This is a genomic window from Actinomadura miaoliensis (assembly GCF_039536785.1).
Classification (GTDB): Bacteria; Actinomycetota; Actinomycetes; order Streptosporangiales; family Streptosporangiaceae; genus Spirillospora; species Spirillospora miaoliensis.
Window position 1 is genome coordinate 63190 of record NZ_BAAAZG010000014.1, and the last position, 22381, is coordinate 85570.

Below are 22381 nucleotides of genomic sequence, written 5' to 3' on the forward strand. Positions count from 1 at the left end.
CCGTGCTCACCCGCGACAGGATTCTCGACGCCGGACTGGAACTTCTGGAGGAGGAGGGTCCGCACGGCATCACCATGCGCAAGCTGGCCAAACGCCTCGACGTCACGGCGACGGCCATCTACCACCACGTCGACGGACGCGACGTCCTCCTGGACGCGATCGTCGACCGGGTCTGTGCCGCCATCGTGGCCGAGGCCCCACGGGAGGGCGGCTGGCGCGACCGGCTGCGCGGACTGCTGACCGTCCTGGTCGAGCGGGCGTCCCGGCATCCGCGGGCGTCGGTGTGGGCCATCACCGAGTACGCCCGCCGGCCGCCGGTCATCCGGTTGCACGACGCGATGCTGTCGATCCTGCTGGACGCCGGGTTCACGCCCGCTCGCGCGGTTCACCTCAAGGGCGCGGCGATGCGGCTCGTCGTGGGGCATCTGGTGATCCTGGAGGCGTCGTCGCGGGAGTGGAGCCGGGCCCCGGGCGAGGGCGACTCGGCCTTCGAGACCGTGCGGCCGGCCCAGGAGAACGCCGCCCCGGCCGAGGCGTTCCGCGTCGGGCTCGACGCCCTCCTGGCGGGCATCGCACCCGGCCCCCGGCTTCCGGACGACGATTGACGCTCACTTCTAACGAGTGTTAACCTCCGCACATCTAACGCTCGTTAAGTGGGCCGCGTCCGCCTCTCTGACGCCTTTTCGCGCGTCCGGCGGCGGATTCACCGCGCAGCCCGGACGACATGCTCATCCCACCCCCAGGAGCATGAGAAATGGCGACGGAAAGCGCACGGAACCCGACGGCCGCCGATCCGGTCACCTTCACCCGCGACCGGCGGTACCTCCGGTCGCTGCTCCTGATGCTCGCCGGGGCGTCGTTCTTCCAGGGATACGACAACCAGATCTTCGCCCTGCTGTTGTCGGACATCCAGAGCGACTTCCGGGTGGGCGAGTCGACCCTCGGCGCGATCAACATCGTCAGCGAGCTCGGCACCTTCGCCGCGTTCTTCGTGGCCCGCGGCTCCGACCGCTTCGGCCGCCGGGCGCTGCTGCTGTGGTCGGTCGCGGGCTACACGCTGTTCACCGCCCTGACCGCCCTGAGCTGGGACGTCTGGTCGTTCGCGAGCATGCAGTTCCTCGCCCGGGTCTTCGTCGGCACCGAGTACGCGGTGAGCGTGACGATCATCGTCGAGGAGTTCCCGGCGCGGCGGCGGGGGCGTGCGCTCGGCGTCCTGCTGGCGGCCGGCGCCTTCGGCAGCGTCGTCGTCGCCGGTCTGCTGGGTTCGGGCCTGCAGGACGGGCCGCTCGGCTGGCGGACCTTCTACCTCATGGGGCTGGTGCCCCTGGTGGTGCTCGGCGTCTACCGGCGGCGCCTGCGGGAGACCGAGCGGTTCGCCGCGCTCCAGGCCGCGCGAGCGGCCCGGGCGGAGCAGACCGCGCGGGTGAAGCGGGCGGACCCTTCGTTCCTGCTGCCCTGGCAGCCGCGCTACCGGCGCCCCCTGGTCCTGGTCGGCCTGGTGTACGTGTTCACTGCCATCCCCCACTACGGCGCCACGGCCTGGTGGGCGTTCTACGCCGAGCGCGAGCGGGGGTACGGCTCGGGCGAGATCTCGTTCTTCGTGATCTGCGCGTACGGGCTCGGCATCGTCGGCTACCTCCTGTGCGGCCGGGCGATGGAACGTTTCGGCAGGCGGCCCACGGCGCTGGTGTACGCGGCGGGCGCCCTCGTCAGCACCGCCGTGCTGTTCCAGGTCGGCGACAAACGGCTGGCGTTCGCGCTGGTCGTCCTGTCGGTGGTGTTCGGCCTCGGCATCCGGCCGGTGCTGGGCGCGTTCGCCACCGAGCTGTTCCCCACCGAGATCCGCGGCCAGACCGCGGCGTGGATCAGGAACGTCTTCGAGATCGTCGGCACGACGGCGGGACCGGCCGTCGTCGGGCTGCTGGGCGATCACACGATCGGCGCGATCGGCACGATCGGTGACACGGTCACCGCGGTGGTCCTGCTGTACCTGCCGGTGATCTGGCTGATCTGGCGGTACATGCCCGAGACCCGCGGACGGCTCCACGAGGACAGGCTGGTGACGCGCTCATGAGCACCGACGCTTGCGGCGACGCCCGTGACGGAGCTCCCGAGGACCCGCCCCATGACACGACCTATGACACGACCTGTGACACGACCGAGGACAGGGCCGAGGACGGCTTCGCCGGCGGTCGGGCGACGGCGCGGCGCGCGTTCGTCGTCGCGTGCCTCGTCCTGGTCACGACGCTGCTGGTGGCGGGCTCGCTGCTGCTGACCGTCGGGACCGTTCCGGCCAGGCCGGAGGGCGTGGCCGAACGCTGGCTGACCTACGTGGGCGAGAGCACCCGCGCCGGCGTCGGCCCTCAGGCGCGCGCCCACGCCGACGCGATCGGCCCGGTGGCGCTCGCGGCCCCCATGCTCGACATCGGGAGGGGCGGTGGCGAGGCCGCCTTCGCCACGGCGACGGTGGGATCCGCGGACGTCTCCGGTGATCTCGCGCGGGTTCCCTTCCACGTGCGTCAGCGGCGGGACGACGCCCCCGAGCCGGACGTGCACGGCACGCTCACCTTGCGGCGGGCTGGGAACGGCTGGCGCGTCACCGGCCTGGACCGAGGCGCGGACGGCGCGCCGACCCAGCCGTCCAGGCGCACACGGCCCTGGCTCTTCCCCGGGGCCGTCCTGCTGGCCGTCGCGGTCGCCGCCGCGTGCTCGCTGCTCGTCCGCGTCGCGACCCCTTCGACGGGCCGGCGGTACGGCGCCCGGGGTTGACCCGCGGACGCTGTCCCACCGGCCGGCCTTCCCTCAGCGCGGACGGCGGGTCGTCACCGGTTGCCGCACAGCGCCCGATCGGTCAGCTCGTTGGCGGCCGTGAGCTGGGCGAGCTTGGCCTTCTCCTCCCCCGGCTGGGTGGCCAGCATGATCTCCACACTCGTCCCGCCGTCCGCGGAGACGGAGTTGACGCTGGACACGCCGAACATGCTGCCGCCGTGGAACCAAGCCCACGTGCCGCAGGAGGTCCGCCGCTTGGCCAGTCCCAGCCCGTAACCCGCGTCCTTGTACAGCGTCTGCCACGCGGTGGCCGGCACGGTCTGCTTCATCTGCTCCAGTTGCGCCGCCGGCAGCAGACGCCCGCCCAGCAGTGCCCGCAAGAACCGGTTCATGTCGTCGGTGGTGCTGATCAGCCCGCCGTCGGCGTACCCGTCGGACATGATGGACACGTCCACCAGCGGCCCGCCCGGCGTGAACCGCTCGTAGAACGTGGCGCGCGGCTGCGGCACGTACGCCGAGGACCCCGGGCTGTAGGTGTGCTCCAACCCCAGCGGCGCGATGATGCGTTCGTGGACCTCGTGCTCCCAGGGGTTCCCGGTCGCCTTCTCGATGATCATCCCCGCGACGATGTAGTTGGTGTTGGAGTAGCTCCAGCGCTCGCCCGGCGTGAACTCCGGCGCGTGCCGCATCGCCATCCTGACCAGTTCCTCCGGCCGGTACGACCGGAACCGCACCTTGCGGTATCCCTCCGGCGTGTGGTCCTGGTCCTGCGGCAGGTAGTAGCTGTAGTCGTACAGCCCGCTGGTCTGCCGCAGCAGATGCCGCACGGTGATCTTCGACCCGTCGTTGCCGTTGCCCTGGACGAGGCCGGGCAGCCAGCGTTCCACCGTGTCGTCGAGGCCGACCTTCCTCTCGGCCGCCAGCTGCAGCATCACCGTCGCCACGAACGTCTTGGTGTTGCTGCCGACCCGGTAGTACCCGTCCCAGGGCACCGGCCGCCGCGTGTCGAGATCGGCGACGCCGCTGCGCGCCCTGACACTCCCCTCCTTGTGCACCACCTGCGCCAGCACCCCGGTGGTCCCGGTGTCGCGGATGGCGTCGACATCGCGCTGAAGCTGCTCCCGCGAATAGCGCGGCGCCCCGGAGGCGGGCAGCGCGACGGCCGTCGCGACGAGCGCGGCGAGGCCGATCCCGCCCGCGCACTGAGCGATGCGTCTCATCATGTGACCCCCGTCTTCGATGATCGGCAAGGCTACGGATCCGCATCGCGCCCGCACGATCAGGCCACCTGCAGACGTCCCGGTGGGGATGACCTCACCCCCGAGTTCCGGCGAACCGGTCGTCCGGCCGGTCGATCACTCACCCGGATCCGGCTGAAACCGTGGCCGGTCACCTGCCGTCGAAGATGTCGTCTTTCGCCGGACCAATCGCCCGTGCCGCGCGGCGGCGCGTGCGGTGACGCCGGGCGTGTTCGCTGCCGGGAAACGTCTGGCGTCCATAAGGGAGGCTGGCGAAGATACGTGGGGATTGACCGGATCTCACAGCGTCGGGGGGCTGATGGACACCGCTGTCGAATTCAGGGTGCTGGGTCCGCTTGAGGTCGTTCGCGGCGGGCGGGAGATCCCGCTGTCGTCGGGGCGGCAGCGGACCGTGCTGGCGTGCCTGCTGGTCAGCGCCGGCCGGCTGGTCACGGTCAGCACGCTGATCGACCGGGTGTGGGGCCAGGACCCGCCGTCCGGCGCCCGTGGCACGGTCCAGGTGCACCTCATGCGGCTGCGGCGCACCCTGGGTGATCCGGCGCTCATCGAGACGAGGCCCGACGGATACCTGATCGCGAGGGGCCCGGACGACCTGCGGCGCCTGGACGACCTGACCGTCCGGGCCGGCGACGCGGAGCGGGCCGGCGACCTGGACCGCGCGCTGCGGGCCCTGCGGGAGGCCACGGCACTGTGGCGGGGGCCGATCCTGGCGAACGTGGCCTCGTCCTGGCTGCACACCGAGCAGATCCCCCAGCTCACCGAGCGGTGCCTGAAGACGGCCGAGCACCGCTACGAGCTGGAACTGCGGCTGGGCAATCACGAGGCGGTCATCGCCGACCTCAAGGCGCTGGCCGCCGCCCATCCCCAGCGCGAGCCGCTGCACGGCCTGCTGATGCGGGCCCTGTACCGGGCGGGCCGCCAGGCCGAGGCGCTGGACGTCTACGACCGCGCCGCGGCCACGTTGCGCGACGAACTCGGCCTGGACCCCGGCGACCGGCTGCAGGAGCTGCGGCAGGCGATCCTCACCCGCACCGAGGACGCCGGCGTCCGCCCGCAGGCGCCGGTCTCGCTGGTGGCGGACGACGCCTGGCGGGCGGCCTGCCAGCTGCCCCCGGCACCCGCCGACTTCACCGGGCGGGCGGACGCGCTGGCCCGGATCGAACGTCTCCTGGCCCCCGAACGCCTCAGGCCCCTGGACCTGGCGGTCCCGATCGTGACCGTGTCGGGGCCGCCGGGTGCCGGCAAGACCGCGTTGGCCGTCCACGCCGCGCACCGGCTGCGGGAACGCTTCCCCGACGGCCAGTTGTACGCCCCGCTCGGTTCCCGGGACCCCGCCGACGTCGCCGAGGACCTGCTGCGGGGCCTGGGCCTGGCGGCCGCCGCGATCCCCGAGCGGATCGAGGCGCGCGCCGCGGTGCTGCGGGCCCGGCTCGCCGACCGGCGCGTCCTGCTCGTCCTGGACGACGCCGACGAGGCCGCCCAGATCCAGCCGCTGCTGCCCGGGACCGCGGGCTCGGCCGTCCTGGTCACGAGCCGGCGCCTGCTCGCCGACCTGCCCGGCAACCATGTCGTCCGGCTCGGCCCGCTCTCGCCCGGCGAGGCCGGCGACCTGCTCCAGCGGATGGTCGGCCCCGGCCGCGTCGCCGCCGACCCCGACGCGGCCCGTGACATCGCCGCCGCCTGCGGTCACCTGCCCCTGGCCCTGCGCATCGCGGGTGCGCGGCTGGCCGCGCGGCCGTCCATCGGCCTGGCCGGCCTGGCCGGTCGCCTGCGGGACCACCGCCGCCGTCTCGACGAGCTGTCCCTCGGGAGCCTGGAGGTCCGGGCCGGACTGCGGCTGGCCTACCAGGCCCTCGACCCGGCCGCGCGCACCGCGTTCCGGCGGCTCGGCCTGCTCGCCCGCGCCGACTTCTCCCTGTGGCTGCTGACCCTGCTCACCGAGCACGACGGTGACGGCCGTGACGCGGACCGGGCGCTGGAGGCGCTGGTCGACGCCAACCTGCTGCAGCCCGCGGGCAACAACGCCGCGGGCGAGCCGAGCTACCGCTACCACGAACTCACCGCCGACTTCGCCGCCGAACTGGCCGGTAGCGCCGAGGCCGACGGCCGACTGGCGCTGCGCCACCTCGTCCGCGCGCTGACGTCGCTGACCGCCACGGCCGAGCACACGCACGCCCGCGCCTTCGACGACCTGCCCGCGCGGCGTCCCGCCGACACGCCCGCCCGGCCCTTCGCCGACGCGGCGCCCGTCACCGTGAACGCCGCGCCGTCCGATCGGCGCGTCGGCGTCAGCGACCACCTGGAGGCGCACGTCCGGCGCCTCCCGCACGACCCGATCGGCTGGTTCGCCGCGCACCGCTCCCTGCTCGTGCACATCGTGGAAGAGGGATGCGCGCGGGGCCTGTACGAGGACGTGGCGGACCTCGTCGACCGGGTCGTGCCGCTGCTGCACCGGCAGGTCGGCGCTCCGGCGCTGCGGCGGCTCCGCGAGGCGGTCCGCGACGCCGCCCGCGACGCCGGCGACGAACCCGTCATGTGGCGCGCCGAATACGGCCTCGTCGTGCTCGCCATGTACACCGAACGCCGAGCCGACATCGTCCACGCACTGCGTGCCTGTGTACGGGCGTTCGAACGGCTCGGCATGACCCGCGAACTCTCCTACGCCCTGGGCGAGCTCGTCTCCGCGGAGGTCAGGCCCGGAGCCGAGGTCCCGGCACGCGACGGCCACGAGCCGCTGCCCGGCTGCTCGGCCATGGCCGAACGGGCGGTCCGGCTGGCCCGGCAGGCCGGTGACCGGCACGCCGAGGTCATCGGCCTGGTCGCCCAGGCCGACGCGCTGGCGGCGTCGTTGCACTTCGAGTCCGCCCTGTCCACGGCGGACCGGGCCCGGCGGCTGGCACACGCGCTGGCGGCCCCGCACTTCGAGGCGACGGCGCTGAGCCGCGTCACCCGCTGCGCCCTGGCCGTCGGCGACACGGAACGGGCGGCGGAGGCGTGCCGGACGGCGCTGCGTCTGCTGGACGACGTCCAGGACCACCGGGGCACGGCCTGGATGCTGCGCGAGTCCGCCCGCATCGCGCTGGCCGAGGGCCGCTGCGACGACGCCCTCGTCCTGGCCGAAAAGGCCGCGGAAAGGTTCTGCGAACTCGGCGACGAGCGCGGTCACGCCCTGGCCTCGGCCACACTGGACGACATCCGCCGCGCCCGCTCATGCCCGGCCTGAGCGTCCCCGCCGGGCCGCACCCGCAGCGTGCGGGGTAGCGGGGACACGTCAGTGAGGCGCATTCCGCCGCAGCCGACAGCGGCGTCCGATGTGCCGGCGGGCGCCCTTCACGGCGTTCAGTGTGCTGTCGCCGGAATGTAAATGCCGCTTTGTACCGTCGCTTGCGTTCTCTTCGGCGAATCCGGCCGGCCCTGACCGGGCATTCCATCGAAAGGACGGAAACGTGCGGAAAACGAGTCTACGCAGCGGGCTGACGTTGGCGCTCGCGGGCGCCGGCATGGCGGCGGCCGTTTCGGTCGCCACTCCGGCATCGGCCGCCCTGCCGCGCAACTGCGAGTGGGAGGCGCTCACGACGACGCAGTTTTCCTGGGGAACCGGCCATGGCTGGCTGAACTCCGGCGACCGCGTCTACGGAGCCGACACCAGCAGCACCCTCCGCCAGGTGTACGCCTACAAGTTCGCCCGTACGGGCACGGTCGACATCACGAACTTCAAGACCATCTACTGCGAGTAGGGCTGAGTGGGGAAACCCTCGGCTACCGCGCCCTCGAGTAACCCGTTCGGAAGCACTGGGCGATTCCCGCCCGAGCGGCTCGATGTGACCGATCACGCGGTGGAGTGCCGCCGTAAAGGCGGCACTCCACCAAAGGCACGGGAGTCATCTTGTCCGCGGCACCCTATGCGTCCTGATCATGATCAGCAAGGCTGAGAGCATGACGACGCTTCCGGAGACCTTGGCGGAGAAGGCGCTGCGGCGCGAGGCCCCCACCCGGACCGAGGCGATGGCCGTCCTCGGCGGTGCGGAAGAACTGCTGGACGTGGTGGCGGCCGGAGCGCGGGTGCGGCGGCATTTCTTCGGCCACCGGGTGAAACTGAACACGATCATCAACATGAAGAGCGGGCTGTGCCCGGAGGACTGCTCCTACTGCTCCCAGCGGCTGGGGTCGCGGACGGAGATCCTCAAGTACTCCTGGATCCCGCCCGAAGAGGCGGCCGAGCACGCCGACAGGGCGGTGCGGGCCGGGGTCAAGCGGGTGTGCCTGGTCGCCAGCGGCCGCGGTCCCGGCGACCGGGACATCACCCGGATCGAGAACGCCATCGCGGCGGTGAAGGGCGCCCATCCGCAGGTCGAGATATGCGCGTGCCTGGGGCTGCTCACCGACGGCCAGGCCGAGCGGCTCGCCGCGGCCGGAGCGCACGCCTACAGCCACAACCTGAACACCGGCGAGGAACGCTACGCCGGCATCTGCTCCACGCACACGTTCACCGACCGGGTCGACACCGTGCGCCGCGCGGGCGCCGCCGGTCTGTCGCCGTGTTCCGGCGCGATCTTCGGGATGGGCGAGTCCGACGCCGACATCGTCGACCTGGCGGTCGCGCTGCGCGAACTGGACCCGGACTCGGTGCCGGTGAACTTCCTCATCCCGTTCGACGGCACGCCGCTCGGGAACCGCTGGGAGCTGACCCCCGAACGCTGCCTGCGCATCCTGGCGGTGTTCCGCTTCTTCTTTCCCGACGTGGAGGTCCGCCTGGCGGGCGGACGGGAGATCCACCTGCGCAGCCTGCAGCCGCTGGCGCTGCATCTGGCCAACTCCATCTTCCTGGGCGACTATCTGACCAGCGAAGGCCAGCCGGGCGCCGACGACCTGCGGATGATCGCCGACGCCGGGTTCGTGGTCGAGGGCGCGGACGAGCAGACCCTCCCGGCCGCCCGGCACGACCTGGTCGCGATCCGCCGCCGGGGCGCGGGCAGCGACAAGCCGGCCAACGCCTGACCCGGCAGTCCCATCCGCGGCCAGGCTGCCGCCCGGCTCCCCCGCGCCCCGTCCCTCGCTGATCGATCCGGCACCCGGGACGCCGTCGTGTCACCGCAGCTCGCCCGCCGGCCGATGCCCGGCACCGGCACGTCCGGCCTCGGCTGAGCGGATGAAGACCGCGTTCGGGGTACTGGCGGAGCGCAGGCGCCGCGAGATCCTCGACCTGCTTCGCGACGGTGAACACCTCGCCGGGGACCTGGCCGACCGGCTGGGTCCCCGGCGACGGACGAGCCCGCGCCAGGGAGGCGTCAGTCGGTGATCTTGATGCGGATGCGGCGGAAGCCGCGTCCCTTGTTCTCGATCTTGGCGACCGTGATGCGGCCGATCTGGCGGGTGGAGGCGACATGAGTGCCCCCGTCGGCCTGGGTGTCCAGGCCGACGATGTCGACGATGCGCACGTCCTCGACCTCGGGCGGGACGAGGTTGGTGGCGGTGCGGATGATGTCGGGGATCGCGAACGCCTCCGCGCGCGGCAGGGTCTTGACGTCGATGCGCCGGTCCTTGCCTACCTCGGCGTTGCAGGCGTCCTCGATCGTCTGCTTGAAGCCCGGCGGCACCTCGGGAAGGTCGAAGTCCATGCGGGCGACGAGGGGCTCCATGTTGCCGCCCGTGACGGGGCAGCCGTAGTCGCGGAAGACCACGCCGCACAGCAGGTGGAGCGCCGAGTGGGTGCGCATGAGGGCGGTGCGGCGGTCGTCCTCCACAGCGCCCCGCACGGACGTGCCGACGGGCGGGACCGGATCGCCTTCGACCGGGATGAGCCGCAGGTCGTCGCCCTTGCGGACGCCCGCGATGCGGGTTTGGACCCCCTGCCACAACAGCACGCCGTGGTCCGGCGGCTGCCCTCCCCCGCCGGGATAGAACGCCGACCGGTCGAGGACGATGCCCTCGGAATCCGCGTCGAGCACGACCGCGTCCCATTCGCGCAGGGTCTGGTCGTCGAGTTCGAGACGGGCGGTGCGCCCGTGGCGGTGCGACCCCATGTTCCGACTCTAGAACGAATGTGGGGCATGTACTACCTATGATTATTGGGGGTCCGGCACGCGCTGTCTGGATCGATCCGCGCGATACAAGAACTACTCCCGCACTAAGTTAGAACTCGCCCTGCCGATGCAGTTTCAGGCCGTGATCGCGCCAGAGCTCCGCGATGAAATTGTGCGACACCTCGATGCCCTCACACTTGAGGTATCTGGCCATCGCACGGCTCGACCAGTGGCTGAGCCCGCTTTCCGCCGGCGGGGAGGAACGGGTCAACGCGATGATCCGGGAGCGGACCGGCTCCGGCACGCTGCGCGGTCGCCCCGTCGATCTGCTGCCGGTCAAGCCGTTGATACCGCTCTGTTCATAACGAGCCAGCCAGCGGTAGACGGTCGCCGGTGTCGTGCCCAGGGCCGCGGCGATCTCCGACACCGGACGCCCCTGGCCTCGCCACAGCACCATGTGCACTCGATCTACAACAGAATCCGCCGCATCCTTCCCACCGGCAAGAGCGATCAGCTTCTGACGCTCATCTTTCGACAGGTGCATTTCCACCACAATGTTTCGAGAGCTCGGAGCAACGTACGTGAAATGAAGGTGAACATCGGATATCAGAACGCCCGGCAGCGGTCCACAGAGGGTGCCTCTCCAGCCCCGACCGGCTCATGACTGGTCGGGCGTCATCGAGATCGTCGAGGCATGCGGACCGCCTTCTCGGCCTGCAGAGTGCGGGCATGGCGGGTAGTTCACGGTGCGTTTGTAAAGTGCCTCCAAATCCTCCGGGGAGCCGTTGAACCGAATGCTCACCAGCTCGGTCCCCACCTGGCCCGGTCAACGTTGGGCAGGCCAACCTTCGTGAGCATCGTGCAACCTGTCGATCTGAGTTGAGTACTACTGTGCTCGTGGCCTTCGCCTGGAGCACTTGAGACCGTCCGTCTCTGCCAGGTTGTGGCAACCCCGAAGGGGACGGCGGTCGACCGCGTGGGCAACAGCGTGTCCGAATCCATGTCTCCGCGCCCTGTAGTGGGGCTGCGCCCGTGTTTCCACGCCGGTCGGGTCGGTGTCCTGCATGAGGCATCGGAAGCCGCTGCCCATAGCTCCACCGGACACGGTGTCTTGGCCGTTGACCTGCTGCTCATCTCCGCGGGAGGGGGTGAGTGCGACAGGCACTCGTATGCAGCGACCGTGGCCTGCTACACCCACGACGTGGTCGAGGACGGCCCCTACGGTCTCCCTGGACGGCCCCGAGCCTGTGCTCGGCCGGCTCAAGACGCGTATATACGATCTTCCTCGCTCCGCAGGAGCCTCCTGGTGCCATCGGTCCTGCCCCAGCCGGCAGCCCGCTCCTGCCGGGAATCGGTGCGGCCCCGATGTGATGGGCCGTCGGTGCCGTCGCGTGTCAGGCCAGCCGCACCAGGAATGCGCCGCGGCACATCGCGCTCCGAGCTGCGCCACTGATGCCGGGAAGCACCACAGCGGATGACGCGCTTTCGACTCGCTTACATAAGACCTGCATTCCACCTACATCGTTCTGGCCAAGCGGCCGCACGGTCTTCACGCCGGAAAGCCGGAGAATGCTCTGCCGTCGGAGAATCTATACTGGAGCGGGTAAGGAAGGCGGCAGCGATGCTCCTTGATGGCGTCTGATCGCGGCTGTCACTCTTCGGAAGTCCTCAACGTTCCCATGAACACTGCCGGGATGCCCTGGCCGCTCGACCGACGAGCCACAGCCGGAATCAAAGCAGTGAGGTCTCGATGATGTCGCCTGAGCCTGATAAAACGCCTTCCGCTCCCGGTTCTGAAGCAGCACGGCGTGATCTTTTGCACGAGATCGGACGGGAGCTGGCCGCCGTTCTGCCGAGCGGCCGGATTCGGGCGGGGTTGACGTTGTACGCGACGGCTCCGGTGACTCACATGTCTCTCGGGGTGCTGATGCGGGACGGCAGCAGTCCGGCTGTCCGGGCGCCGTTGTCCATGACCTCGGCGGCCCGGCGGCTGCGCGAGGTGATGTACGAGCAGAAGTACGGCACGTGGTTCTCGTTCCACTACACGCTGGAGCCGCCTCTGGAACACTCCGCGGCGTTGAACTTCGACCACGACCCCGGCTGGAATCCGGACATCGACGCCACCGCGTGGGAGGCGGACAGCGGGGCGCGCTTGCCGGCATGGAGCAGCAGAACGAGGTGCTCCAACAGGTCACCACGCTCCTCGTGCATGAGCCGCCGCTGGGCTGGGACCACGTCCAAGTGGATTACAGAGGGATGGGCGACTACATCGAGGCGGGCGCGCTGCTGCGCATGACAAACGGCGCCCTGTGCGGGGCGCCGCTTCCGGAGAAGGTCCAGAACCTCCTCACCCGATTGCGCGCCGGAACGTACCGACCCCGCGCGCCTTCCTCAGCAGCCTCCTGCTCTTCCTGGGTTCGCTGTCATGTGGCAGAGGCCGAGACGGCTCCGCAGTCCGCTGGCGGCCTGTGCCGGGACGGGAGTGACCGTGACGTCGCGGACACGAGCCGGGCAGGCGGTCTTCCGGGACGGGGGCGGCACCGCACCGCCGGAATGCGGCTCGGCAATGCGGTGCATCAGTGCAGAGCCCCGGCGACGACACTGATGCCGGGCGTGCGCCGACCGTCCATCCGGACAGGGCCCCGCCGGGCACCACATCCATATGGGGGCGCCCACTCCCACCACTGGAGGGCCCGGTGACGCCATCATCGATGTCGGCCGTACCGGCATCTTGTGGCGCCAGCCACGCAAAGATCATCTGCCGCAATGCCCGGCGCACTCGCTCATCGGCGCCCCACCGTACGCGCCGTGATCCCGCGCCTGCCCCTTAGCGCTGTCAGTGAGGGGCCGCCGCACCGTGACCGGCACGAGAGGCTCCGGGCCTGACCGACAACCGCCAGCGCGGCCGTCGTCGCGCACACCTGGCGTCCGAAAGGCCCCTGGCCCGCTGGTACGACGTTCTCGTGGCGGAGTCGCCTTCGTTCCACGCCACACGTCGCCCTCGCCACAGTTGATCGCGGCGATTGTGACGTGGCGGCGCGAGCCAAGGCGTTCGGCGTCTACGGCGCGGTCCCGCCGGAAGGCTGTTACCCAAGCGGGCGCTGGTTAAGAACCGGGATCAGACGCCGGAGTTCCACTCGGCGCAGGTCTCACAGCAGCAGCCGTCGCGAGTGCACCAGCAGCGCCCCCCGCAGCCCTTGCTGTGGTGCTTGCTCCACGGCGGCTGGTAGCAACCGCACGTCGCACCGATCAGGGGGCTGACCAGGCATGGGATGGGGAACGGCGGACGCTGGCGCGGGCCCTTGCCGCCGAACATCCCGCCGCCGCCAGGCGGATAGTGGCCCCCGCCGCCATGTCCCCCATGTCCGCCGTACCCGCCGTGTCCGCCGTGGGGCGGCGGGGGCGGATACCCGCCCTGCGGCGGATACGGCCCCTGCGGCGGGTACGGGCCCTGCGGGCCTTGCGGGCCGTAGCCGCCCGGCGGGTAGGCGTTGAACACCCGGTCGACCGACCGGGCCACCTCACGATCCAGCAGCGCCCGCACCAACCGCCGGTCCTGCATCTGCACATCCGCCAACGCCAACCGCAACCCGTGCGCCGCCTCATCACACAAACGACGCGCCTCATCCAGACCAGTGTTCGTAGCGACCAGTGGGTTGTACGCACCCGAGGCCATGTCGTCCGCCAGATCCTCCACCGCGTCCACCAGATGCGCGATACGGCCGAAGAACCGCCCCGCCTCCGCCAGCGCCTCGGCGTTGCCCTCCCGCCCCGCCAGCACCGCGGTATGCGCGAACACCGCCGCCACCGCCGTCTCCGCCGGCTCGGTCAACTCCAGCAACCCCAAGCCCCCGGCGGCCTCCAGCAACGGCTGCCGCGCCACCGCCTCCCGCAACACCCCCGGATCGAACCCCACCGCCGCACCCGTACGCGCCCCCGCGGCATCCCACCGATCCGCCATCCGCCCCGCGGCCGCCGCCACCACCCGCCGCGCATACGCGCCGTCCCCGTCGGCCACATGATCACGGGTCTTGCCCGCCGCCAGCAGCAGCGACGCCGCCGCCGCCAGCCGCGCCCCCTCCGCCCGCGCCGACACCACCTCGGCACCACGCATCCCCCGCAACGCGCACGGCCCGGCCTTACGACGCGGCGACAACTCCGGACACTGCGCCTCCACCAGCACCGACACCAACAACCCGTCATAGTTGGTCACCAGACGAGCCGCCTGCCCATGCTCACCACGCAACGTCAGGCACAACCCGCACAGATGCGCCAACCAATCCTCGAACAGCGACCCGCACAGCACATGCCTGCACGGACGAACCACACCGAACATTTCCCCACGTCTCCTATGCGTTGGCCCGCAGCACTACTCACGGACGTGATCTTCAACGAATCGGTTCCGGCCCTTCCGAGGTCCGGGTCCGCTCCCCCGGCGCAACCCGGCGCGGTGTTCAAGCGCCCGGCCTGGAAGCCCGACGGCGGCTGTGCCGCAATCGGCGACCGGCCGGTTCCAGTGCGAACGCCACCGCGCCCGGCGGATCGGCCTCGTCCGCCAGGTGGCCGCTCAAGCGCTGGGCCGGCTCCTCGGCGTCGCGTCGCTCAGAAGCAAAGTGCTCGATATCCCCCGGCACCACGGCGTCGATCGGTCAGCCGCATCGGCGACGCCTGGCCCACTCCTCGGGCCGGATGCGTCGCCATGCCCGGAGGGCGATCGGCGACGCCGGGTGGCCGGGCCGGCCTGGGCGTCCACGCCGGACGACGCGGAGGGAGATCTTCCATGCCGCGTCACCGTAAAGCAACGCGTTGACTCCCCGCTTTCACCTGGCTTACGTCCCACCCGCCTCCCTCGACCGGCCCCGAGGAGTGCTGGGCGCTCATGCTCCCGGACGGCTCGGCGGTCGCCCGTATCAACGCATTCCTCACCATCAGCCGATTGATCCGCCTCGCCTGTGAGCGGCAGCCGGAAGCTCACTTCCAGGCCGCCCGACGAAGCGGTGGCCAGTTCGATATGGCCGCGCATGGCCTTGATCAAGGCCACGCCCAACTGGAAGGCCCGGATGAACTGGCGGCGTTGGGCGGCGGTTCGGCTGTCATCGTCGCGGCACTCGGGGCTTCGGCTCGGTGCAGTCGCCGTATCACCGCGTGTCCCCGGGCCCTTTGGTGGACGTCAGCTGTCCCGTCCGAGGGTCATGGTCGGTGACGACGGTGCGGGTGCGGTCCAGCAGCTGGTTCGAGTGGATCGCGGCGGAGGTCACCGGCAGCCGCACGGTCCGGGGGGCGGGCGCGACCGCGGCGCCGTCCGTCACCATGGAGTCGTTGCAGACCACCGCCTCCCTGGTCGCCGCCCAGCTCGCCGCACGCCGCGTCCCGCTGGGCACCGCCGGCTTGCAGGTGACCGCAGCGGACGGTCCCGTCCGGCGCGGCGGTCCGCCTCCCGGCGACGTGCTGCTGGCGGCCGGCGACGGCGGTGCGCCAGCGGCGTTGCGGACCGTCTCCGACCTGCGGGGCACCGCCGCCCAGCCGGGCGGCGTGCGGGTGCTCCTCGTCCCCAGGACGCCGGACGGCTGGGGGAAGGCCGAGCTGAGACGGATGCCCGCCGCAGGGCTCACCGGGGTGGCGGCCAGTCCCGACGTCTCCGCGGTCACCCACCCGCTCGGCGCCGTCCGGGGACCGTCCGCCGGGCTCCTGCTCACCCTGGCGCGCCTCGACGAACTCGCCCCCGGCGGACGCCCGTCGCCGGGACCGGAGCCGTCTCGACGGTTCGGTGACCGGGGGGAGAGGTCGCCGACAAGGTCCGCGCGGCGGTGGACCGCGGGCTGGACGTCTTCCTGGTGCCCGCGCCGCAACGAGACGCCGCCGCGCACGCGGCCCGCGGTTGCGGATCGTCCCGGTCGCATCGGTGGCCGAGGCCGTCTCGTGGCTGTGCGCCAACGGCGCGCGCTCGTCGGCATGCTGGTGGCGTCGCCGGCCGTGCGGGTGCTGATCGTCGAAGACGACCCGGGAGTGGCCCGGCTGCTGAGGACACTCGTGGAACGCGCCGGGCACGACCCGGTCACCGCGGCCGACGGCGCGGCCGCGCGGCGCGCGCTCCGCCCCGCCGCCCGAACTCGTCGTTCCCGATCGAATGCTGCCCGACGGCGACGGGGCCGACCTGCTGGCGTGGCTACGCGGCGGCGAGCGCACCAGGACAGTGCCGGTGCTGCTGCTCACCGCCGCCGCCCGCGAGTCGGCCCACTTGGCCGACGGCGTGCTCACCCGCGTGCTGCGCAAGCCGTTCGACCTGTCCGAGTACAACGCCGCGCTCTCGGCCCTGACATCACACTGACCGGTACGCGGCCCCCACCCGGGGACGCCCCGCCCGCGCGGGCGTGAGACCGGCCACCCCGACGACCGGCCGGAATCGCCGTCACTTCACCGGCTGGAAGGACGGCCACTCGGTCAGCCGCCACGGGGAGCCGCCGTCGGCGCGGTGCCAGGTGACGTGAGAGACGGCGAGCACGGCCGCCCCGTCTCGCAGCTCCCACACCTGCGTGGCCCGCAGACCCGACGGCTCCCCGATGGGCCGGCTCTGCCGGATGCCGAGGCCCGCCTTGACCCAGCCGGTGTAGGTCGCCGCGTACAGCCGGCGTTCGCCGGCGTCGAACCGGCTCCGTTCGGTGACGTCGGCGACCCGGTCCGGATCGCCCGACGTGACCTCGGTCAGCACGGCGGCGCACCGGCCGGGCGAGGGCGCCGGCATGGCCGGGGAGAACGCTCCGCCCTGAGCGGGCTTCACCAGGGGCGCCGACGGCCGGGGAGCCACCCGGCTCGACGGCGCGGACTCCGCGGCCGGCCTCCCGGGCACGGAGGAGAAGACGGCCGAGATGGCGCTGCCCACGGTGACGAGGAACACCCCACCGGCGACGATGAGCGTCCAGCGTCCCTGGAGCCCGCCCACGCCCCTGGACGAGGCGTCCACCGCCGGGCCCGATGACACCGACGGTGCGCCTTTCCTCGTGCGCGGCGCGGCCTCGGTGAACTCGGCGGGATCGGCGTCCTTGTTCTCCGCTTGGACCCCGGCCATCGGCTCGGCGGAGGCACGACGCAGTTCTTCCAGCTCAGGAACGATGACGAACTCCTTCACGTCGTCCCCCACCTCTCGTTTCGGCCGGGTTGGGCCCGCGCGACCCAATGGGTGACCGTCCCGTCCCTTCTCCCCTTGTCAATCCGGAGCGCGGTGACGGGGCCGCCGGCGCGTGTGGTGAGGCTTCCGGCGGCCGGCCCGCCGCGCGAGTCCGGCTCAGGGCAGCAGGGCGGCGACGAGCATGCGCCGGAGCCAGTCCTCGTACTCGTCATGCGACCAGCGGCGTCCACGACGAGGCTCTCGTAGACGCCGAGGCTCACCGGGGCGACCGCGATGTCCGCCGCCCTTGGGTCGACGTCGCGGCCGGTGCTGCGGGCGGTCGACGACATCTCGACGCCGAGCCGGTTGCGGCGGTCGCCCTCCGCGCGGGTGGCGTCGATGTGGGGGGCGACGGCGGCGCCGGAGTTCAGCATCGCGACGATGTCGCCGCAGCGCTCCCTGACCTTGGGGCTCGCCTTGGCCAGCAGCCCGAGCATGTCGGCCGGGTCGCGCAGGTCGGCGGCATCGGCCATCAGGTCCGGGAGACCCGCCTCGTCGTCCATCAGGTCGACCAGCCCATTCAGCACGCCCGCCCCGGCCCAAAGTGCGCATCGATGGTCTGCGGCGCGACGCCCGCCTCATTGGTGATAAGGCGGATCGGGGTGCGGGCGTAGCCAGGCTCGGCGAACAGGCGGCGGGCGACGGTGAGGACGGTGCGCAGCGTCAGCGCCTCGCCGGTCACGCAGCCGGACGACGCCCGGCAGGTCACGGTCGGTCACACGAACCCCATTGGAACAGCGTTCCACCCAATGGATGCATGCTCTGAAATCACGGGCGGCTTCGACCATCCCCGGTGCGAAGAGGGGACCTGTCACCCGTGAGCACCGAACTGGACCACACCATCGTCCACGCCCTCGACAAGCGCGCCTCGGCGCCCTTCCTGTCCGGAATGCCGGGGTGGCCGCGAGCGCGGGAGGGAGTGTTCGGGCTGTTGGTGCGGGGGCGGGACGAATGGTCAGCGATAGGAGTTGATGAGCCGGGCCAGATGCCTGCCCGCGAGGCGCAGGGGCGTCTCGCTCTGGGAGACCTGGGCGCACATCTCCGCGCCTTCCAGTGTGTTGATCACCGTGTGGGCGAGATCGCTCGCCAGGTCCTCGGGGAAGCCCGAACGGCGGAGCCTGTCGCTGACCAGGCCACGCCAGTTCGCGAAGGCCTGTTCGGCGGCGCGCTGGATGTCCGGCACGCGCCCGGCGCTTTCCAGCGCGGTGGTGGTGATGGGGCAGCCGTCCAGCCAGCCGGAGTCGCGTAGATCCCTCGCCAGCTCGTCGGCGCACGCGATGACCGCCTCCGCCGGATCCTCCACCCGTTCCAGGGTGGCGCGGAGGATGTCGGCGAACTCCCTGTCCCCATGGCGGATGGCTTCGATCGTCAGCTCGGTCTTGCCGCCGGGGAAGAAGTGATAGACCGACCCGAGCGTGGCCTGGGCCTCCTGCGAGATCTGCTTGAGGCCGGTCGCCTCGTACCCCTGCCGTTGCATCAGGCGGGAGGTGGCTCGGACGATCCGCTCCCTCGTGCCGATCTCGTGCTTGGTCCTCATGGCGCCCATCGTAGTGAATAGAGCGCTCGTTTTAGTGCTAGGGTCCCTCAGCGAGTAGAACGTTCGTTTTAGTCCGTGAGGAGAACCATGACCGTCAAGTCCGTCACCGTGATCGGCCTCGGTCCCATGGGGCAGGCGATGGCCGCCGCCTACCTGGACAGGGGCTACGAGGTCACGGTGTGGAACCGCACGCCGGGCAAGGCCGACGGGCTGGTGGCCCGCGGCGCTCACCGCGCGGACACGGTGGAGGCCGCGTTCAAGGCCAACGACCTGGTGGTGCTGAGCCTGACCGACTACACCGCCGTGTACGCGATTCTGGAGCAGGCCCCTGGCGCCCTGGCCGGCCGTACGGTGGCCAACCTCACCTCCGACACCCCTGACCGGGCGCGTGAGGCGGCGGAGTGGCTGGCCGCCCGTGGCGCCGTGCAGATCACCGGAGGGGTGCAGGTGCCGCCCCCGGGCATCGGCACTCCGGACGCCATGACGTACTACAGCGGCCCCGAGAAGGCGATCGAAACCCACCGGACCGCCCTGGAGGTCCTGACGGGCATCGACTACCTCGGTGAGGACCCGGGCCTGGCCGCGCTGTACTACCAGATCGGGATGGACATGTTCTGGACCGGCCTGGTGGGCTTCCTGCACGGCCAGGCGCTGGCGCAGGCCAACGGCATCTCGGCACGGGAGTTCCTGCCCAACGCCGTGAAGACGATGGACTTCCGGTACTTCCTGGAGTTCTACGCCCCGCGCATCGACGCCGGTAACCACGAGGGCGACGTCGACAACCTGACCATGGGCGCGGCCAGCCTGGAGCATGTGCTGCACACCGCGCAGGCGGCCGGCGTGGACGGCTCTCTACCGGCGGCGGTCCTGGACCTCTTCCGTCGCGGCATCGCCGCCGGCCACGGCCAGGACAGCCTCACCAGCCTGACCAAGGTGCTGAAGGGGTAACGGCCGCACGAGGGTTCCCGCCGCCCTCCCGCCGGGGCGCCGCGACGTCGGCCAGGGAGGGCGGCTGGACGGGACACTCGTGTGGGACGCCACGAACGCTCGTCCGCCGTCCGGACAGGTCGGCCTGTTGCTGTGGTGGGGTGCTTGCAGGGGCACGACAGGTCGGTGGCCGCGGCCGAACTGCCGGCTCAACGGGGCCAGCAGTTCGGGCGCACGGTGGTGCTGAAGCACCGGCATGTCCACCTGCCGCGCATCCGCGGCTAGGCGGGCCGCACCGAGAGGGCGTGGCGGAAGACGTCGCGCGGGTCCCACCTGGCCTTGACCTGCTGGAGCCGGGCGTAGTTGTCCCGGTAGTAGAGGGTGTGCCAGGGCGCGCCCCTGTTCCAGGCGGGGTCGGCCAGGTCGGCGTCGGGGTAGTTGATGAACGCTCCGTCGCCGGGCGCCGGGACGCCGCCGGTGTCGGCGTACAGGTCGCGGTAGAGCTCCCGCAGCCAGGTGATGTGCCGGTGGTCGTCGGCGGGGTCCTCCCACCCGTTGATCAGGAAGACCTTCATGATCGTGTCGCGGTGCGGCGTCGCCGTCGCGTCCGGGGCGACGGTGTTGACCCGGCCGCCGAAGGTGTAGAGGTTGAGCATGCCGCCCAGGTAGTCGTAGTCGGTCCGGGTGAGATGGTGGTGCAGGACGTCGATCTGCCGGTCGCTCAGGCGGCGGCGCAGGTACGCCGACTTGGACTTCAGCCGGTAGTGGGGGCCGGGTTCGCCCGGCGATCCGGCCAGGGCGCTGGCCAGCCAGGGCTGGTTCCTCACCTGGCGGACCGGAGTGACCGGGACGCCGCGGTTGATCACGGCCAGATGGTCGTCCAGCAGCCGTTCGGCGCCGGACGTGGCGGCCACCTGGCCGATCATGCCGAGCGTCCCGGCCGGCCGGCGGTTGAGCTGGAGCTCGCTGTAGAGCCGGGTGGACGGAGAGTCCGGCGCGCTGTTGCGCTCGGCCCATTCGCCGTAATTGCGCACCATCCGGGCGAAGGATGCCTTGTCGAACCCGTCCCAGTCCCAGGTGACGGTGAAGCTCAGCACGGTCGGCGGCGGCGCGGGCAGCAGCCGGGCGGGGTCGTCGCCGCGCGCGCCGGGCGTGCGGAACCAGTAGCGGGTGACGATGCCGAAGCTGCCGCCCCCGCCGCCGGTGTGCGCCCACCACAGGTCCCGGTTCGGGTCCGTGGCCTCGCGAGTGGCAACGACGCTGCGGGCCCTGCCCGTTCGGTCCACCACGACGACCTCGACCGCGTGCAGGTGGTCGACGGCCAGGCCCATCGACCGCGACAGCGGACCGAAGCCGCCGCCCAGGACGTGCCCGCCGGCGCCCACGGTGGGACACCACCCGGCGGGAATCGTCACGCCCCAGCCCAGGTAGAGCCTGCGGTACACCTCACCCAGCAGGGCGCCCGCCTCCACGGCGAACGCACGGCGACCCGGGTCGTAGTAGACGGCGGTCATGGCGGAGGTGTCGATGACGACCTGCACGGCGGGGTCGGCGGCGAAGTCCTCGAAGCAATGGCCGCCGCTGCGGACCGTGACCCTCTTGCCGCCGTCGACCGCCTCCTGCACGGCCCGGACGACGTGCTCGGTCGTGCCGACCACCCACACGTGCTCGGGCCGGCCCACGAACCGCCGGTTGTAGCCGCGGGAGGCCAGAGATCGGTGGCGCGGGTCGTCGCGGCCGACCTTGACGGGGCCGGGCGGGAGCGGGCAGCCGTCCCCGCCGGGTTCCGCTCCGGCGGGGACGGCTCCCACGGCGGGGACGGCGATGCCCGCCGCCGTCGCAGCCAGGCCGCCGCGCAGGACGTTCCTTCTGGTGTGCTCGGGTCTTCCGGTTCGCTCGGTCATCAGGGCTCCTCGGCCAGGTTGCCCTCAACCTAGGAACGCGGCCGCGAAGAATCAGTGGGCCTGGCTCCACCAGACCGGTAGGCGTAACCCCCCATCCGGGAAACCGCGCCCGCCGGACGGGAGGTCGACCCGGCGCCCTGCGACCGCTACCTGCGGGCCAACGCGACTTTCCACACCAACGACGCCGAGTACCGCACCACGGCCTGAGCCGCCCCGAACGCGCCGAAGCCACCGACCTGATCGACCTCCCCACCGACCGGGGGCCGTGCCAGGGCGAGGTCGGCCACATGGCGGCCACCAGCGGATACGACGGCGGCCACCTGATCGCCGCCACCCTGCACGGCGTGGACCGCCGTTACGACCTGGTGCCGCAATGGCACTCGATCAACAGAGGGATCTATATGCGCTGGGAGGAGGGCGCGAAACGGTGCCTGCGGGCCCCCGGCGGGCGGGTGCGGCGCTACGCCGTCCGGATCGAGTATCCGGCCGGTGACAGCGTTCGACCGGTTCGTCACCCGCATGACCGTGGACACCCCCGGCCACGAACGGCAGTCGTTCGGGCTGGACATCCCCAACCGCGCCCTAGAGCCGGAGGCTTCGCAGCCACCTGGACGACAGCCTGCGTGCCGCCGGCTGCGCCGCGGCCGAGGAGAAGCGCACGACCGCCGCCCACAGGTTGCCGGTCCTGGCGCTGCCTGCGGGCGGCCTGGCAGGAGCACCTGGTAGTCCCAAGAGCGCCATCTCGTGTCCACGGGCGCGGATGAGGAAGTCACGGGTCGAAGACCTGCTCGACGACG

The 22381-nt window shown here is 71.7% G+C and carries 20 protein-coding genes; 10 read left to right on the top strand and 10 right to left on the bottom strand.

Annotated features, from left to right (window positions below; genetic code table 11):
- Positions 1 to 2 precede the first annotated feature (2 nt).
- The 3 genes from ABD811_RS11985 (at position 3) to ABD811_RS11995 (ending at position 2769) form a co-directional block, all read left to right on the top strand.
- Positions 3 to 605, top strand: a complete 603-nt coding sequence (locus tag ABD811_RS11985; RefSeq protein WP_344945361.1) for a TetR/AcrR family transcriptional regulator — start codon at positions 3 to 5, stop codon at positions 603 to 605.
- Positions 606 to 754: 149 nt separating this feature from the next.
- Positions 755 to 2074, top strand: coding sequence for an MFS transporter (locus ABD811_RS11990; RefSeq protein ID WP_344945363.1), 1320 nt, complete (start codon positions 755 to 757; stop codon positions 2072 to 2074).
- Complete coding sequence (locus ABD811_RS11995) at positions 2071 to 2769, top strand: hypothetical protein (RefSeq protein ID WP_344945366.1); 699 nt, start codon at positions 2071 to 2073, stop codon at positions 2767 to 2769. The genes ABD811_RS11990 and ABD811_RS11995 overlap by 4 nt, the downstream gene beginning before the upstream one ends.
- A gap of 53 nt (positions 2770 to 2822) precedes the next feature.
- On the opposite strand, the gene ABD811_RS12000 is transcribed toward ABD811_RS11995, so the two are convergent.
- Entirely contained in the window at positions 2823 to 3989 is a 1167-nt protein-coding gene (locus ABD811_RS12000; RefSeq protein ID WP_344945369.1) for a serine hydrolase domain-containing protein, read from the bottom strand.
- Between the two features lie 337 nt (positions 3990 to 4326).
- On the opposite strand from ABD811_RS12000, the gene ABD811_RS12005 reads away from it, so the two are divergent.
- The 3 genes from ABD811_RS12005 to bioB all read left to right on the top strand — a co-directional run bounded on the left by ABD811_RS12005 (position 4327) and on the right by bioB (position 9026).
- On the top strand, positions 4327 to 7251 hold the full coding sequence (locus ABD811_RS12005) for an AfsR/SARP family transcriptional regulator (RefSeq protein WP_344945372.1): 2925 nt from the start codon (positions 4327 to 4329) through the stop codon (positions 7249 to 7251).
- A gap of 223 nt (positions 7252 to 7474) precedes the next feature.
- Positions 7475 to 7765 (top strand): hypothetical protein, encoded by a 291-nt coding sequence (locus ABD811_RS12010; protein ID WP_344945375.1) that lies wholly within the window; start codon positions 7475 to 7477, stop codon positions 7763 to 7765.
- A gap of 199 nt (positions 7766 to 7964) precedes the next feature.
- Positions 7965 to 9026, top strand: coding sequence for a biotin synthase BioB (gene bioB, locus ABD811_RS12015; protein ID WP_344945378.1), 1062 nt, complete (start codon positions 7965 to 7967; stop codon positions 9024 to 9026).
- Between the two features lie 290 nt (positions 9027 to 9316).
- Here bioB and ABD811_RS12020 read toward each other — a convergent pair whose 3' ends face one another.
- Both ABD811_RS12020 and ABD811_RS12025 read right to left on the bottom strand, forming a co-directional pair.
- Positions 9317 to 10051 carry an alanyl-tRNA editing protein gene (locus ABD811_RS12020; RefSeq protein WP_344945380.1) on the bottom strand — a complete coding sequence of 245 codons (735 nt, stop codon included), beginning with the start codon at positions 10049 to 10051 and terminating at the stop codon, positions 9317 to 9319.
- 109 nt (positions 10052 to 10160) lie between these two features.
- Entirely contained in the window at positions 10161 to 10595 is a 435-nt protein-coding gene (locus ABD811_RS12025; RefSeq protein ID WP_344945512.1) for a helix-turn-helix domain-containing protein, read from the bottom strand.
- 1365 nt (positions 10596 to 11960) lie between these two features.
- Here ABD811_RS12025 and ABD811_RS12030 point away from each other — a divergent pair.
- Positions 11961 to 12347 (top strand): hypothetical protein, encoded by a 387-nt coding sequence (locus tag ABD811_RS12030; protein ID WP_344945382.1) that lies wholly within the window; start codon positions 11961 to 11963, stop codon positions 12345 to 12347.
- A gap of 822 nt (positions 12348 to 13169) precedes the next feature.
- On the opposite strand, the gene ABD811_RS12035 is transcribed toward ABD811_RS12030, so the two are convergent.
- Positions 13170 to 14387: a DUF5685 family protein gene (locus tag ABD811_RS12035; protein ID WP_344945384.1), complete on the bottom strand. Its 1218-nt coding sequence runs from the start codon at positions 14385 to 14387 to the stop codon at positions 13170 to 13172.
- 802 nt (positions 14388 to 15189) lie between these two features.
- On the bottom strand, positions 15190 to 15699 hold the full coding sequence (locus ABD811_RS12040; RefSeq protein ID WP_344945386.1) for a hypothetical protein: 510 nt from the start codon (positions 15697 to 15699) through the stop codon (positions 15190 to 15192).
- Between the two features lie 479 nt (positions 15700 to 16178).
- Here ABD811_RS12040 and ABD811_RS12045 point away from each other — a divergent pair, with 479 nt between their 5' ends.
- Positions 16179 to 16379, top strand: coding sequence for a response regulator transcription factor (locus tag ABD811_RS12045; RefSeq protein ID WP_344945388.1), 201 nt, complete (start codon positions 16179 to 16181; stop codon positions 16377 to 16379).
- 81 nt (positions 16380 to 16460) lie between these two features.
- Here the strand turns inward: ABD811_RS12045 and ABD811_RS12050 are convergent, their stop codons facing one another.
- From ABD811_RS12050 to ABD811_RS12065, 4 genes are all read right to left on the bottom strand, one after another.
- The gene (locus ABD811_RS12050) at positions 16461 to 17177 is read right to left on the bottom strand and encodes a hypothetical protein (RefSeq protein ID WP_344945391.1); all 717 of its coding nucleotides are present in this window, start codon (positions 17175 to 17177) and stop codon (positions 16461 to 16463) included.
- The gene (locus ABD811_RS12055) at positions 17174 to 17743 is read right to left on the bottom strand and encodes a hypothetical protein (RefSeq protein ID WP_344945392.1); all 570 of its coding nucleotides are present in this window, start codon (positions 17741 to 17743) and stop codon (positions 17174 to 17176) included. The genes ABD811_RS12050 and ABD811_RS12055 overlap by 4 nt, the downstream gene beginning before the upstream one ends.
- Positions 17737 to 17898 (bottom strand): helix-turn-helix domain-containing protein, encoded by a 162-nt coding sequence (locus ABD811_RS12060; protein WP_344945395.1) that lies wholly within the window; start codon positions 17896 to 17898, stop codon positions 17737 to 17739. Before ABD811_RS12060 ends, ABD811_RS12055 begins: the two co-directional genes overlap by 7 nt.
- Positions 17899 to 18171: 273 nt before the next feature.
- Positions 18172 to 18753, bottom strand: a complete 582-nt coding sequence (locus ABD811_RS12065; protein WP_344945397.1) for a TetR/AcrR family transcriptional regulator — start codon at positions 18751 to 18753, stop codon at positions 18172 to 18174.
- 87 nt (positions 18754 to 18840) lie between these two features.
- Between ABD811_RS12065 and ABD811_RS12070 the strand changes: the two genes are divergently transcribed.
- On the top strand, positions 18841 to 19701 hold the full coding sequence (locus ABD811_RS12070; protein ID WP_344945399.1) for an NAD(P)-dependent oxidoreductase: 861 nt from the start codon (positions 18841 to 18843) through the stop codon (positions 19699 to 19701).
- A gap of 260 nt (positions 19702 to 19961) precedes the next feature.
- Here the strand turns inward: ABD811_RS12070 and ABD811_RS12075 are convergent, their stop codons facing one another.
- Positions 19962 to 21584: an FAD-binding oxidoreductase gene (locus tag ABD811_RS12075; protein WP_344945402.1), complete on the bottom strand. Its 1623-nt coding sequence runs from the start codon at positions 21582 to 21584 to the stop codon at positions 19962 to 19964.
- 203 nt (positions 21585 to 21787) lie between these two features.
- Here ABD811_RS12075 and ABD811_RS43940 point away from each other — a divergent pair, with 203 nt between their 5' ends.
- A complete protein-coding gene (locus ABD811_RS43940; protein ID WP_425549396.1) occupies positions 21788 to 22348 on the top strand; it encodes a DNA/RNA non-specific endonuclease in 561 nt (186 codons plus the stop codon).
- Positions 22349 to 22381 lie beyond the last annotated feature (33 nt).